This is a genomic window from Mycoplasmoides genitalium G37, from assembly GCF_000027325.1.
GTDB lineage: Bacteria > Bacillota_I > Bacilli_A > Mycoplasmatales > Mycoplasmoidaceae > Mycoplasmoides > Mycoplasmoides genitalium.
On record NC_000908.2, the window covers coordinates 221565 to 236244 of the forward strand.

Genomic DNA, 14680 nt, shown 5'->3' on the forward strand with positions numbered 1-14680 from the left:
TTTGTATGCACCAACCAAAGAAAAGACTGGCTAAGAAGTCTTGAGCCTTTCTAACCGCTGCACTTACCCTTGGGGTTATAACAGGTGTAGGTGGTTATTTTCTCTTTAACCAAAATAAGCAACGTAGTAGCGTGAGCAACTTTGCTTACCAACCCAAGCAGTTAAGTGTTAAACACCAACAAGCAGTTGATGAAACCTTAACCCCTTGGACTTGAAACAATAACAACTTCTCTTCACTAAAGATTACTGGAGAGAACCCAGGATCATTTGGATTAGTAAGAAGCCAAAATGACAACTTAAATATTTCAAGTGTTACAAAGAATTCTAGTGATGATAATCTCAAGTATCTCAATGCTGTTGAGAAATACCTTGATGGTCAGCAAAACTTTGCAATCAGAAGGTATGATAACAACGGTAGAGCTTTATATGATATTAACTTAGCAAAAATGGAAAACCCCTCAACGGTGCAAAGGGGTTTAAATGGCGAGCCTATCTTTGATCCTTTTAAAGGCTTTGGTTTAACTGGTAATGCCCCTACTGATTGGAATGAGATCAAAGGTAAAGTTCCAGTAGAAGTAGTTCAATCCCCCCATTCCCCCAACCTCTATTTTGTGTTACTAGTGCCTAAGGTGGCATTAGAGTATCACAACCTGAATAACCAAGTAGTCAAAGAGAGTTTGGAAGTGAAAGCAACCCAATCATCCTTCAACCCCACCCAAAGGTTGCAAAAAGATAGTCCAGTGAAGGATTCAAGTAAACAAGGGGAGAAACTCAGTGAAACAACTGCTTCATCCATGAGTAGTGGTATGGCTACATCCACTCGAGCCAAGGCCCTCAAAGTGGAGGTGGAAAGGGGGAGTCAAAGTGATTCACTTTTAAAAAACGACTTTGCTAAAAAGCCACTAAAGCATAAGAACAGTAGTGGGGAGGTGAAGTTAGAGGCAGAGAAGGAGTTTACTGAGGCCTGAAAACCATTGTTGACTACTGATCAAATAGCAAGAGAGAAGGGGATGGGGGCGACGGTGGTTAGTTTCTATGATGCACCCTACAGTGAAAACCATACTGCCTTTGGACTTGTTGATCACATCGATCCTAAAAAGATGGTTGAAAACTACCCACCAAGTTGAAAGACCCCGAAGTGAAACCACCATGGGATCTGGGATTACAACGCAAGAAACCTCTTGTTACAAACAACAGGGTTCTTTAACCCAAGAAGACACCCGGAGTGGTTTGATGAAGGACAAGCTAAGGCAGATAACACTAGCCCTGGCTTTAAGGTAGGGGATACTGATCACAAAAAAGACGGGTTTAAAAAAAACTCTTCTTCTCCAATAGCTTTACCATTTGAAGCATACTTTGCTAACATTGGTAACATGGTTGCTATTGGTAACTCGGTATTTATCTTTGGTGGTAATGGTCATGCTACTAAGATGTTTACCACCAATCCCTTAAGTATTGGGGTATTTAGGATTAAATACACTGATAACTTTAGTAAGTCATCAGTAACAGGTTGACCATATGCAGTGTTATTTGGGGGATTAATTAATCCCCAAACCAATGGCTTGAAAGATCTTCCCCTTGGTACCAACAGGTGGTTTGAATATGTACCAAGAATGGCAGTTAGTGGGGTGAAATGGGTTGGTAATCAACTAGTGTTAGCAGGAACACTAACAATGGGTGATACAGCTACTGTACCTAGGTTAAAGTATGATCAACTAGAAAAACACTTAAACCTAGTTGCTCAAGGCCAGGGACTATTGAGAGAAGACTTGCAGATCTTCACTCCCTATGGGTGAGCTAATCGTCCTGATATTCCTGTAGGAGCATGACTCCAAGATGAAATGGGCAGTAAATTTGGTCCCCATTACTTCTTAAATAACCCTGATATCCAGGACAATGTTAATAATGATACGGTTGAAGCATTAATCAGTAGTTACAAAAACACTGATAAGTTAAAACACGTTTATCCTTATCGATACAGTGGTTTGTATGCTTGACAGTTATTTAACTGGTCTAACAAACTAACCAACACTCCCCTATCAGCTAACTTTGTTAATGAAAACAGTTATGCACCAAACAGTTTGTTTGCTGCTATCTTAAATGAAGATCTGTTAACAGGGCTAAGTGATAAGATTTTCTATGGTAAGGAGAATGAGTTTGCTGAAAATGAAGCAGATAGGTTTAACCAACTTTTAAGTTTAAATCCTAATCCTAACACTAACTGAGCTAGGTATTTAAACGTAGTACAACGTTTTACTACCGGACCTAACCTTGATAGTTCTACCTTCGATCAGTTCTTAGACTTTCTCCCCTGAATCGGCAATGGTAAACCCTTTTCCAACTCCCCCTCCCCTTCAACTTCCGCTTCCTCTTCTACCCCCCTCCCCACTTTTTCTAACATCAATGTTGGGGTTAAATCAATGATCACTCAACATTTAAATAAAGAAAACACCCGGTGGGTGTTTATACCTAACTTTTCACCTGACATCTGAACAGGAGCAGGGTATCGCGTTCAAAGTGCTAATCAGAAAAACGGCATTCCTTTTGAACAGGTGAAACCTAGCAATAATAGTACCCCCTTTGATCCCAATTCAGATGATAATAAAGTCACACCATCAGGTGGCTCCTCCAAACCAACCACCTATCCTGCTTTACCCAACAGTATCAGTCCCACCAGTGACTGGATCAATGCATTGACTTTCACTAATAAGAATAACCCGCAGCGCAATCAACTGTTGCTCAGAAGCTTACTAGGAACTATTCCGGTCTTGATCAATAAGAGTGGGGATAGTAATGATCAATTTAACAAGGATAGTGAGCAGAAATGGGATAAAACTGAGACAAATGAGGGTAATTTACCTGGGTTTGGGGAGGTGAATGGGTTGTATAATGCCGCATTACTCCATACCTATGGTTTTTTTGGCACCAATACCAACTCTACTGATCCTAAGATAGGTTTTAAAGCTGATAGTAGTAGTAGTAGTAGTAGTACACTAGTAGGTAGTGGGTTAAACTGAACTAGTCAGGATGTAGGTAATCTTGTTGTAATCAATGACACCAGCTTTGGGTTTCAACTTGGTGGTTGGTTTATTACCTTCACTGACTTTATCAGACCAAGAACTGGTTATCTAGGGATTACCTTAAGTAGCTTACAAGATCAAACCATTATCTGAGCAGATCAGCCTTGAACTAGTTTCAAAGGCAGTTATCTAGACAGTGATGGTACCCCTAAATCACTGTGAGATCCAACTGCTTTAAAATCCCTTCCAAATAGTTCAACTACCTATGATACCAATCCTACCCTCTCACCCTCCTTCCAACTCTACCAACCCAACAAGGTGAAGGCTTACCAAACCACTAACACCTACAACAAGTTAATTGAACCAGTTGATGCAACAAGTGCAGCAACTAACATGACCAGTTTGTTAAAACTCCTAACAACTAAAAACATCAAAGCGAAATTGGGGAAGGGAACAGCTTCTTCGCAGGGAAATAATAATGGAGGGGGTGTTAGTCAAACGATTAACACCATCACCACTACGGGAAATATTAGTGAAGGTCTAAAAGAAGAAACTAGTATTCAAGCAGAAACACTTAAAAAGTTCTTTGATAGTAAACAAAACAATAAGAGTGAAATAGGGATAGGTGATAGTACATTTACCAAGATGGATGGTAAACTAACTGGCGTAGTATCTACTCCCCTTGTTAACCTTATCAATGGCCAGGGAGCAACTAGTGATAGTGATACTGAAAAAATTAGCTTTAAACCTGGTAACCAGATTGACTTTAATAGGTTATTCACCTTACCAGTAACTGAACTATTTGATCCTAACACGATGTTTGTCTATGACCAGTATGTACCACTATTGGTTAACTTACCTAGTGGCTTTGATCAAGCTTCAATCCGCTTAAAGGTAATTAGTTACTCAGTAGAAAACCAAACCTTAGGAGTTAGATTAGAGTTCAAAGATCCTCAAACCCAACAGTTTATCCCGGTACTAAATGCATCAAGTACAGGTCCCCAAACTGTCTTTCAACCCTTTAACCAGTGGGCAGACTATGTCTTACCTTTGATTGTAACTGTTCCTATAGTAGTGATTATCCTTAGTGTTACTTTGGGATTAACGATTGGAATTCCAATGCACAGAAACAAAAAGGCATTACAAGCAGGGTTTGATCTTTCTAACAAAAAGGTTGATGTCTTGACCAAAGCAGTTGGTAGTGTCTTTAAAGAGATCATTAACAGAACAGGGATCTCTAACGCTCCTAAGAAGTTAAAACAAGCTACCCCAACCAAACCAACTCCTAAAACCCCACCAAAACCTCCAGTAAAACAATAAGATGAAAACAATGAGAAAACAGATTTATAAAAAAGCATACTGGTTACTATTACCCTTTCTACCATTAGCACTAGCCAATACCTTCCTTGTCAAAGAGGATAGTAAGAATGTTACTGCTTACACCCCCTTCGCCACCCCCATCACCGATTCTAAAAGTGATCTGGTTAGTTTGGCACAACTTGATTCTTCTTATCAAATCGCTGACCAAACCATCCATAACACCAACCTGTTTGTGTTGTTCAAGTCTAGGGATGTAAAAGTTAAGTATGAGTCAAGTGGCAGTAACAACATTAGTTTTGATTCAACTAGTCAAGGTGAAAAACCCTCCTATGTGGTCGAGTTTACTAACTCTACCAACATTGGCATCAAGTGAACGATGGTGAAAAAGTATCAGTTAGATGTACCGAATGTAAGTAGTGACATGAACCAAGTACTGAAAAATTTAATTCTTGAACAACCTTTGACTAAGTATACCTTAAACAGTAGTTTGGCCAAAGAGAAGGGCAAAACGCAAAGGGAGGTACATCTGGGTAGTGGGCAAGCAAATCAGTGAACCAGTCAACGCAACCAACATGACCTAAACAACAATCCCAGTCCCAATGCTTCAACTGGGTTTAAACTCACTACCGGCAATGCATATAGAAAACTAAGTGAGTCCTGACCAATTTATGAACCAATTGATGGGACCAAGCAGGGCAAAGGGAAGGATAGTAGTGGGTGGAGTTCAACTGAAGAAAACGAAGCTAAAAATGATGCGCCCAGTGTTTCTGGAGGGGGATCATCTTCTGGAACATTTAATAAATACCTCAACACCAAGCAAGCGTTAGAGAGCATCGGTATCTTGTTTGATGATCAAACCCCAAGAAATGTTATCACCCAACTCTATTATGCTTCTACTAGCAAGCTAGCAGTCACCAACAACCACATTGTCGTGATGGGTAACAGCTTTCTACCCAGCATGTGGTACTGGGTGGTGGAGCGGAGTGCACAGGAAAATGCAAGTAACAAACCCACCTGGTTTGCTAATACCAATTTAGACTGAGGAGAAGACAAACAAAAACAATTTGTTGAGAACCAGTTGGGGTATAAGGAAACTACCAGTACCAATTCCCACAACTTCCATTCCAAATCTTTCACCCAACCTGCATATCTGATCAGTGGCATTGACAGTGTCAATGATCAAATCATCTTCAGTGGCTTTAAAGCGGGGAGTGTGGGGTATGATAGTAGTAGTAGTAGTAGTAGTAGTAGTAGTAGTAGTACCAAAGACCAAGCACTTGCTTGATCAACAACAACTAGCTTAGATAGTAAAACGGGGTATAAGGATCTAGTGACCAACGACACGGGGCTAAATGGTCCGATCAATGGGAGTTTTTCAATCCAAGACACCTTCAGCTTTGTTGTTCCTTATTCGGGGAATCATACAAATAATGGAACAACTGGACCCATTAAAACTGCTTATCCAGTGAAAAAAGATCAAAAATCAACTGTCAAGATCAATTCTTTGATTAACGCTACGCCCTTGAATAGTTATGGGGATGAGGGGATTGGGGTGTTTGATGCGTTAGGTTTAAACTATAACTTTAAATCTAACCAAGAACGTTTACCTTCCAGAACTGATCAGATCTTTGTTTATGGGATTGTCTCCCCTAATGAATTGCGAAGTGCTAAAAGTTCTGCTGATTCAACTGGTAGTGATACAAAGGTAAACTGATCAAACACCCAATCACGTTACCTCCCTGTTCCCTATAACTATTCAGAAGGGATCATTGATGCAGATGGATTTAAGCGTCCTGAAAACAGGGGTGCTAGTGTAACTACCTTCTCAGGGCTTAAATCAATTGCCCCTGATGGTTTTGCTAACTCAATAGCTAACTTCTCAGTTGGGTTAAAAGCAGGAATTGATCCTAACCCAGTGATGAGTGGTAAGAAAGCTAACTATGGAGCGGTTGTGTTAACACGGGGGGGTGTTGTTAGATTAAACTTTAACCCTGGTAATGATTCATTGCTTTCAACAACTGATAACAATATAGCACCTATCTCCTTCTCATTTACTCCGTTCACAGCTGCTGAGAGTGCGGTGGATCTCACTACCTTCAAAGAAGTTACCTATAACCAAGAATCAGGGTTATGGAGTTATATCTTTGACAGCTCCTTAAAACCAAGCCATGATGGTAAACAAACTCCTGTCACTGATAACATGGGCTTTAGTGTTATCACTGTCTCAAGAACTGGCATTGAACTAAACCAAGACCAAGCTACTACAACTCTTGATGTAGCACCTAGTGCACTAGCAGTGCAATCAGGGATCCAATCTACCACCCAAACCCTAACTGGAGTACTCCCACTTAGTGAGGAATTCAGTGCAGTTATTGCTAAAGATAGTGATCAAAATAAGATTGATATCTATAAAAACAACAACGGGTTGTTTGAAATTGATACCCAACTAAGTAATAGTGTTGCCACCAACAACGGTGGGTTAGCACCTAGTTACACAGAAAACAGGGTTGATGCATGGGGTAAAGTTGAGTTTGCTGATAACAGTGTATTGCAAGCAAGAAACCTAGTTGATAAAACTGTTGATGAGATCATCAATACCCCTGAAATCTTAAACTCCTTCTTTAGATTCACCCCTGCTTTTGAAGATCAAAAAGCTACCCTTGTTGCTACTAAGCAAAGTGATACATCACTTAGTGTCTCACCAAGGATCCAGTTCTTAGATGGTAATTTCTATGATCTTAACTCTACCATCGCTGGGGTACCTTTAAACATTGGTTTCCCTTCAAGAGTGTTTGCTGGGTTTGCAGCACTCCCTGCATGGGTGATCCCTGTATCAGTAGGTTCTTCAGTTGGGATCTTGTTTATCTTGTTAGTCTTAGGACTTGGGATTGGGATCCCAATGTACAGGGTAAGAAAACTCCAAGATGCATCGTTTGTTAATGTCTTTAAAAAGGTTGATACACTCACAACTGCTGTCGGTAGTGTGTACAAAAAGATTATTACCCAAACTGGTGTGGTGAAAAAAGCACCTAGTGCATTGAAAGCTGCTAATCCTAGTGTTAAAAAACCTGCTGCTTTTTTAAAACCACCTGTTCAACCACCAAGTAAACCTGAAGGGGAACAAAAAGCTGTTGAAGTTAAGTCAGAAGAAACCAAAAGTTAGTTTTTAACCTTTCAATAACCTAAAACACAATCTTTAAAACAAGGTTGTGTTTTTTTGTTTTTTGTCACTTTTCACTAAACTTGCAATTTAGAGAGTGGATATGAAAAGAACAGTTAAAAAAATAAAACCTGACCACTTGTTTAATAAAAAGCAGTGGCACTTACTGAGTGAAGAGATCAGTGATAACCCAATGATTAAGCGTTATTGACTCAAACAACAAAAGCGTCAGCTTGCCAAACTAAAAAAACGCCGTTATTTTAAAAATTAACTATGTATTCTACTTTAAGACAATATAAACCATTGAAAAGAAAGAAATGGTTAAACAAGATCTCAAAACGGAAGTTAAAACAACTTTATAACAAAGCTTATTAGTTTTGTTTTTTATTTTTACTAGTGCCTAAGGTGGTATTAGAGTACCACAAGCTCAGTAAGGATGTAGTCAAAGAGAGTTTGGAAGTGGAAGCAACTGATTCTTTTGATCCCACCCAAAGGTTGCAAAAAGATAGTCCAATGAAGGATTCAAGTAAACAAGGGGAGAAACTCAGTGAAACAACTGCTTCATCCATGAGTGGTATGGCTACATCTCCTCGCAAGGCCCTTAAGATAGAGGTGGAGAAAGGTTCTTCAGGGTCTGACACCCTCACCAAATCCGACTTTGCTAAAAAGCCACTGAAACATAAAGAAAATAGTGGGACAGAGGTGAAGTTGGATGCACAGAAGGATTTTGCCGGAGAGAAGGCCTGAAAGCCATTGTTGACTACTGATCAAATAGCAAGAGAGAAGGGGATGGGGGCGACTTAGACTTTCTCCCCTGAATCGGCAACAACAAACCCTTCTCCAACTCCCACACTGCTTCCCTTTCTGTTAGTTCAAATACCCCCCTCCCCACTTTTTCTAACATCAATGTTGGGGTTAAATCAATGATCACTCAACACTTAAACAAAGAGAACACCCGGTGGGTGTTTACCCCTAACTCTTCACCTGACATCTGAACTGGGGCTGGGTATCGCAAACAAGGTAACAATAATGGCATCCCTTTTGATAATGTGAAACCTAGCAATAGTAGTACCCCCTTTAATCCCAATTCAGATGATAATAAAGTCACTTCAGGTGGCTCCTCCAAACCAACCACCTACACCCATTTACCCAACAGTATCAGTCCCACCAGTGACTGAAGCAATGCATTGACTTTCACTAATAAGAATAACCCGCAACGAAATCAACTGTTGCTCAGAAGCTTACTAGGAACTATCCCGGTATTGATCAATAAGAGTGGAACGGGAGATCAATTTAACAAGGATAGTGAGCAAAAATGAAACGAAACAGATAAATTAGGAGGCAACCTCCCGGGGCTTGGGGAGGTGAATGGCGGTTTTTATCAACTAAATAAAAACTTATTAGCTTATTTTTATTAGGTTTTTACTTATTTAATAGTTAAAAAAGTTTTGAATTTTTCTTAGTTTTTTATTTGTTTAATAGTTAAAAAACACTAGGCTTTACCTTTATTTAATTAATAAAACCTTTACCCCTATTACCAAACCATCCATAACACCAACTTGTTTGTGTTGTTCAAGTCCAAGGATGTGAAGCTTACATATAGTTCAAGTGGCAGTAACAACATTAGTTTTGATTCAACTAACAACAAACCCTCCTATGTGGTCGAATTTACTAATTCCACCAATGTTGGCATCAAGTGAACGATGGTGAAAAAGTATCAGTTAGATGTACCGAATGTTTCTAGCAACATGAACGATGTACTGAAAAATTTAATTCTTGAACAACCCCTTACCAAGTATACGCTTAATAGTAGTTTGGCTAAAGAGAAGGGTAAGACACAAGTAGCGGTACATCTGGGTAGTGGGCAAGCAACTAATTGACGATCGATGCGCAACTCCATCAGTCTAAACAACAATCCCAGCCCCAATGCTTCAACTGGGTTTAAATTAGACAAAGGCAATGCATATAGAAAACTAAGTGAATCCTGACCAATTTACCAACCAATTGATGGGACCAAGCAGGGCAAAGGGAAGGATCAAGCGAATTGGAGTTCAACAGAAGAATCAACGGCAGCTAGTGATGCGCCCCTAAGTACAGGAGGGGGATCATCTTCTGGAACATTTAATAAATACCTCAACACCAAGCAAGCGTTGGAAAGCATCGGTATCTTGTTTGATGGGGATGGAATGAGGAATGTGGTTAGCCTCCTTCCTCTACTTTCAACCCAACAAGGTGAAAAGTGGTCAATACCAAACCACCAACACCTACAACAGGTTAATTGAACCTGACAAGTGACAATCAAATAGTGATTTGACTAACATGACCAGCTTGTTAAAACTCCTAACAACTAAAAACATCAAAGCGAAATTGGGGAAGGGAACAGCAATGCAGGGAAGCAAGACACCTTTTCCTTCGTTGTTCCTTATTCAGATAGTCATAGTAATCAAACTTCATCAGGAACCATTAAAACGGCTTATCCTGTGAAAAGTGATCAAAAATCATCAGTAGCGATCAATTCCTTGATCAACGCTACGCCGTTGAATAGTTATGGGACAATAAAAAAACTACCTGTCAACAAAAAACAGGTAGTTAATTATTTATCCAATTAGTAAGTTGCCTATGGGTTAACAAAGAGATGCACTTAATATACGACCAACCTAATTTATTTGAAAGCGTATCTTTTATTAATGAATGTGGAACTAAGCAACTATTATTTAAACACAGCAAAAGCGTGTAATTTTTTATTAAAAGCGATTTAGTGGGAACAGAAATAAAAGATTAACATGACTTTATACAACTTCTGTTCCCATCTACTAAATTGCACAAAAAAAGCTTTTTGACAAAAAAATAGTTATTTTTTGTAATTGCTTAATTTAATAACAAACTAAACTATTATTGTTACTTAATGATTTTTTGATCTATATAGCACAATTAATATAACTTCATGATTGATCAAAACAAGTTAATTACTAAGTGAAAAAAAGCATTTGCAAAAGCTAAGAATTTAACTACTTTAGTTAATCTTAAGAACACTTTACACAACAGTGATTTAAAGCCATTACTCCAAAAGATTAAAACCGCTACAAAACTAAGTGAAAAAAGTAGTTTAGGTAAGCTTTATCAATCACTTGATATTCAACTAACTGATCTGTTAACTAGTTACAAAAAAACCTTTGAAATAAATAACCAAGTTAGTCAAAAACCTTCACTTGATGTGATGCTACCAGCAACAGAGTTTACCAATGGTTCTAATAACGCACTATATCAGGTTATTGATAATTTAGTTGAATACTTTAAAAGCTTTTTATTCACAATTAATTTTGATAGTGAACTGACCAGTATTAGTGACTGTTTTGATCTTTTAAATATCCCTAAAGATCATTCCAGTAGGAATGAATCTGATTCTTTTTATATCGATAAAACCAGTTTATTGAGAACCCATTGTACTGCTACCACGCTAAAAGCAGTCAGAACTTCTAAAAAAACTAATAATCCTGATATCAGGGTTGTCTCTTTAGGAGCGGTTTTTCGTAATGATAGTGATGATGCCACCCACTCCCATCAGTTTACCCAACTTGATTTTATGTGGATTAAAAAAGGGCTTTCATTAGCTAATTTAAAGTGGTTTATTAACAATATGATCACCCATTTCTTTGGGGAAAATACTTTTACTAGGTTTAGACTATCCCACTTCCCATTCACTGAACCCTCGTTTGAAATTGACATTAGGTGTTGGTTATGTCAAAATGGTTGTTCTATTTGTAAGCAAACCAAGTGAATTGAGATCTTAGGGGCGGGGATCATCCATCCCCAGGTGATGAATAACATGGGAATTGGGGATACTGAAAATATTACTGGGATAGCAGCAGGAATTGGGATTGAACGCTTAGCAATGTTAAAGTATGGGATTGATGATATCCGTGATTTTTATGATAACAACTTTAAGTTTTTAACCCAGTTTACTGACTAAAATATGTTGATATCAAAAAAAACACTTGGCGTTTTAATCCCTGACATCTTTAGTTTTTCTAATGATCAAATTGCCCAAAAGTTAGAACAAATGGGGATTGAAGTGGAATCAATTAAGCAGTTTAACAGCCCTGATTACCTCCAACTTGCAAAGGTTGTATCAATCCAACCCCATCCCCATGACAACAAGCTTTTTATCTGTGAATTACAAATTGATAAAAACAAGTTTATTAATGTTGTTTCCAATGCTAATAACATTAACAATCCTGATAATATCAACAAGTTTGTCATTGTTGCAAAAAAAGGAACTGAGTTACTCAACGGGTTAATTGTTAAAACCCAAAATATTAAAGGGATCATTTCAGAAGGGATTTTATGTAGCTATATTGACATTAACCCCTTCAGTAGACAGATCATTGAAAAAACAGAAGTTGCTGATGCGATTATCATTGATCATGTTAGCAATGATCATGACTGAAACCAATACCTCTCGTTTTTAAGTTTGGATGATGTGATCTTTGATGTTAAAACCCCAACTAACAGAGCAGATCTTCATAGCTTAATCTTTTTAGCAAAAGAACTTGGGGTACTTTTGAAAACCAAAACCTTTTTAAAACAAAAAAGTAGTGTTGTTAACCATGACTTTTTTAAGTTTCCCCTAAATTTAAAAAACAAGTTAAAAGCGAATTATTTTGGCGGTTTGTTCTTAAGACAAATTAACCAACATAGTTCACCTTGAACAGTTAAAGGACTGTTAATTAACCAAATGATCAAACCAGTTAACTATTATGTTGATAAAGCTAACTTAGTAACAGTGTTCACCGCTCAGCCAATCCATTGTCATGATGCAGATAGAATTGTTGGTAACATTGAACTTAAACAAGCAACCCATAATGAAACTTTTGTTGGACTTGATGACAAGCAATATGAGATTGAACCAGGGGATATTGTTGTTTGTGATGAGAAGGGCATTATTGCACTGGTAGGGATCATTGGTTCAAAGCGCACAATGGTCCAACCTACAACAACTAACATCTTTTTTGAAGTTGTTAACTGTAACAGTGAAACCATTAAACAAACTGCCAAGCGCTTTTTGATCAATAACTTTGCCAGTAAGTTTATGGTTAAACCGATTAGCTTATTAGCTACTGATAACTGTTTAAACTACTTACAAAACAGTTTACTAACCACTGATAACATTGGCAAAATTAGCCACTTTTCAAGTTCGCTTAAAGTTGAACCATTTAGTAAAAAGCTCACAGTGAATTTCCATAAGATACGCCAACTAATTGGCATTGAAAAAAAGGAACTAACTGATCAAACCATTAAAAAAAGCCTCAGTCAACTAGGGTTTAAAGTTGACAACCAACTTCTCAAAATCCCCAGTTACAGACAAGACATTAATACCTGACAAGACATTAGTGAAGAGATTGTGAAGTTAATTGATATCAATAAGTTAAAACCAATTGGGATCACTAGTAGTTTTAACTTTGAAAAGTCCAGTTACTTTAACACTTTTAATGCTTTAACAAAACTAAGAAAAAAGCTACAAACACTTGGTTTTCACAACGTTATTACCTACCAGTTAACTGATCAAAAAAGTGCAAAAACTTTTAATTTGTTTAACTTAGAAAATTTCATCACCATTAAAAACCCAGTGTCCCAAAACCATTCTGTAATGCGTGTTAGCTTAATTGATTCACTGTTAAAAGTGCTAAAAACCAATAACAACTATAAGAATGAACTGGTGAACATCTTTGAGTTTTCCTTTATTAAAACCCAAAACAATAGTGAACTGCACCTGGCAGTATTATGAGTTGAAAAACTGTTTACTTCTAGTTTCAATCCTATGCAAGGGATAAGCAATGATGTTTTTACTATGAAGGGATTAGCAAAACTCATTGTTGCTAACTTAGGGTTTAGTTGTGACTTTGAACCACTTGATGATAGTGACTATTTTGTTAATAATCAAAGTTTAAAAATAGTAGTTTTTAACGAACAGATCGGTTTTATTGGGCTAATTAAAGAATCATTGTTAAATAACTATGATCTGAACAATAAACCCATTTATTGTCTTGAAATCAACTTAGATAGGATGCTCTCTTCTCTAAACAGGATTGAAAAAAACTACCTTGGTTACAGTAAACTACAACCTGTTTGCAAGGATCTTACCTTTAGTTTTACCAACCCTGCTAGTCACTTTGATCAGTTTGCTAACATGATCAAAAGGATAACTGGCATTGAAAGTTGAAAGTTAATTAGTGTCTTTGAAACTATGCAAAACAACCAACTGATCACTAAGTACACCGTTCGTTATTTTCTGAAAAATGATGCTAACAAACCACTAACTAACCAAACAATTGAACTTATCACTAATAACTTAAAACTCCAGTGTGAAAAACTAAAAATTAAATTAGATATTTAGAATTACTTATTACTATCAAGATAGTTACCAACTATTTTGTTAGTAAAACTTAATACAATTGGCACAAAACGCAAAACACCCTTCTAAAAAAGAACAAAAACCACTCGTTAATGAACAGATTGCTTTCAATCAGTTCACTTTAATTGATGAAAACAGTACTAATTTAGGGATAGTTAAGATGGAAAACGCTTTAAAGTTAGCACAAGAAAAACAGTTAGATCTAGTTCTAATTGCTCCAAACCCAACCAAACCGATCGTTAAGTTGTTGGACTTTGGCAGATATACCTATGATTTAAAGCGTAAGAAAAGACAAGCCAAGAAAAACCAAACAATCATCCAAACCAAAGAAGTTGTTGTCAAACCAACGATTGCTAAACATGATTTAGAATTTAGAGCAAAACAGAGTAAGAATTGGATAGAAAAAGGTCATCATGTCAAGTTTATAGTCCGTGCCTTTGGCAGGGTTAGCACCAGGATAGAGTTAATTGAAAAGGTGTTTGATGACTTTTACCAGTTAGTTAAAGATGTAGTTGAGATCCAAAAACCTTTAACCGCTTCTTCCAAAACGATGTACGCTGCTCTATTAGTACCTTTAAAAAGATAGTTATGAAAACCAAAAGTGCTGCAGTAAAACGCTTTAAACTCACCAAATCAGGACAAATTAAGCGCAAACACGCTTATACTTCCCACCTCGCGCCCCACAAATCAACCAAACAAAAGCGCCATTTGCGCAAGCAAGCTACTGTGAGCAACAGTGAATTGAAAAGAATTGGTATTTTAATTTAG

Annotated in this window: 10 protein-coding genes and 1 pseudogene; all 11 read left to right on the forward strand. The window is 37.5% G+C overall.

Annotated elements, in window-relative coordinates; all coding sequences use genetic code 4:
- Positions 1-5: 5 nt before the first annotated feature.
- The 11 genes and pseudogenes from mgpA to rpmI all read left to right on the forward strand — a co-directional run bounded on the left by mgpA (position 6) and on the right by rpmI (position 14680).
- Positions 6-4340, forward strand: coding sequence for an adhesin P1 (gene mgpA / locus MG_RS01075; RefSeq protein WP_010869366.1), 4335 nt, complete (start codon positions 6-8; stop codon positions 4338-4340).
- Between the two features lie 10 nt (positions 4341-4350).
- Positions 4351-7503, forward strand: a complete 3153-nt coding sequence (locus MG_RS01080) for an adhesin P110 (RefSeq protein ID WP_041593683.1) — start codon at positions 4351-4353, stop codon at positions 7501-7503.
- A 100-nt stretch (positions 7504-7603) separates the two neighbouring features.
- Positions 7604-7771, forward strand: a complete 168-nt coding sequence (locus MG_RS02885; protein WP_009886012.1) for a hypothetical protein — start codon at positions 7604-7606, stop codon at positions 7769-7771.
- 125 nt (positions 7772-7896) lie between these two features.
- Positions 7897-8304, forward strand: a complete 408-nt coding sequence (locus MG_RS02975; protein ID WP_041593670.1) for a hypothetical protein — start codon at positions 7897-7899, stop codon at positions 8302-8304.
- A gap of 119 nt (positions 8305-8423) precedes the next feature.
- Complete coding sequence (locus MG_RS02980; RefSeq protein WP_041593671.1) at positions 8424-8918, forward strand: adhesin; 495 nt, start codon at positions 8424-8426, stop codon at positions 8916-8918.
- Positions 8919-9705: 787 nt separating this feature from the next.
- A pseudogene (locus MG_RS03020) lies at positions 9706-9891 on the forward strand (adhesin); the annotation flags it as partial.
- Complete coding sequence (locus tag MG_RS03025; protein WP_408634318.1) at positions 9867-10109, forward strand: MgpC family cytadherence protein; 243 nt, start codon at positions 9867-9869, stop codon at positions 10107-10109. The pseudogene MG_RS03020 and the gene MG_RS03025, both read left to right, overlap by 25 nt.
- A gap of 335 nt (positions 10110-10444) precedes the next feature.
- Positions 10445-11470: a phenylalanine--tRNA ligase subunit alpha gene (gene pheS / locus MG_RS01100; protein ID WP_010869368.1), complete on the forward strand. Its 1026-nt coding sequence runs from the start codon at positions 10445-10447 to the stop codon at positions 11468-11470.
- Positions 11471-11473: 3 nt separating this feature from the next.
- Positions 11474-13894, forward strand: coding sequence for a phenylalanine--tRNA ligase subunit beta (gene pheT, locus MG_RS01105; protein ID WP_009885736.1), 2421 nt, complete (start codon positions 11474-11476; stop codon positions 13892-13894).
- Between the two features lie 58 nt (positions 13895-13952).
- Entirely contained in the window at positions 13953-14498 is a 546-nt protein-coding gene (gene infC, locus MG_RS01110) for a translation initiation factor IF-3 (protein WP_009885737.1), read from the forward strand.
- A 2-nt stretch (positions 14499-14500) separates the two neighbouring features.
- The gene (gene rpmI, locus MG_RS01115; RefSeq protein WP_009885738.1) at positions 14501-14680 is read left to right on the forward strand and encodes a 50S ribosomal protein L35; all 180 of its coding nucleotides are present in this window, start codon (positions 14501-14503) and stop codon (positions 14678-14680) included.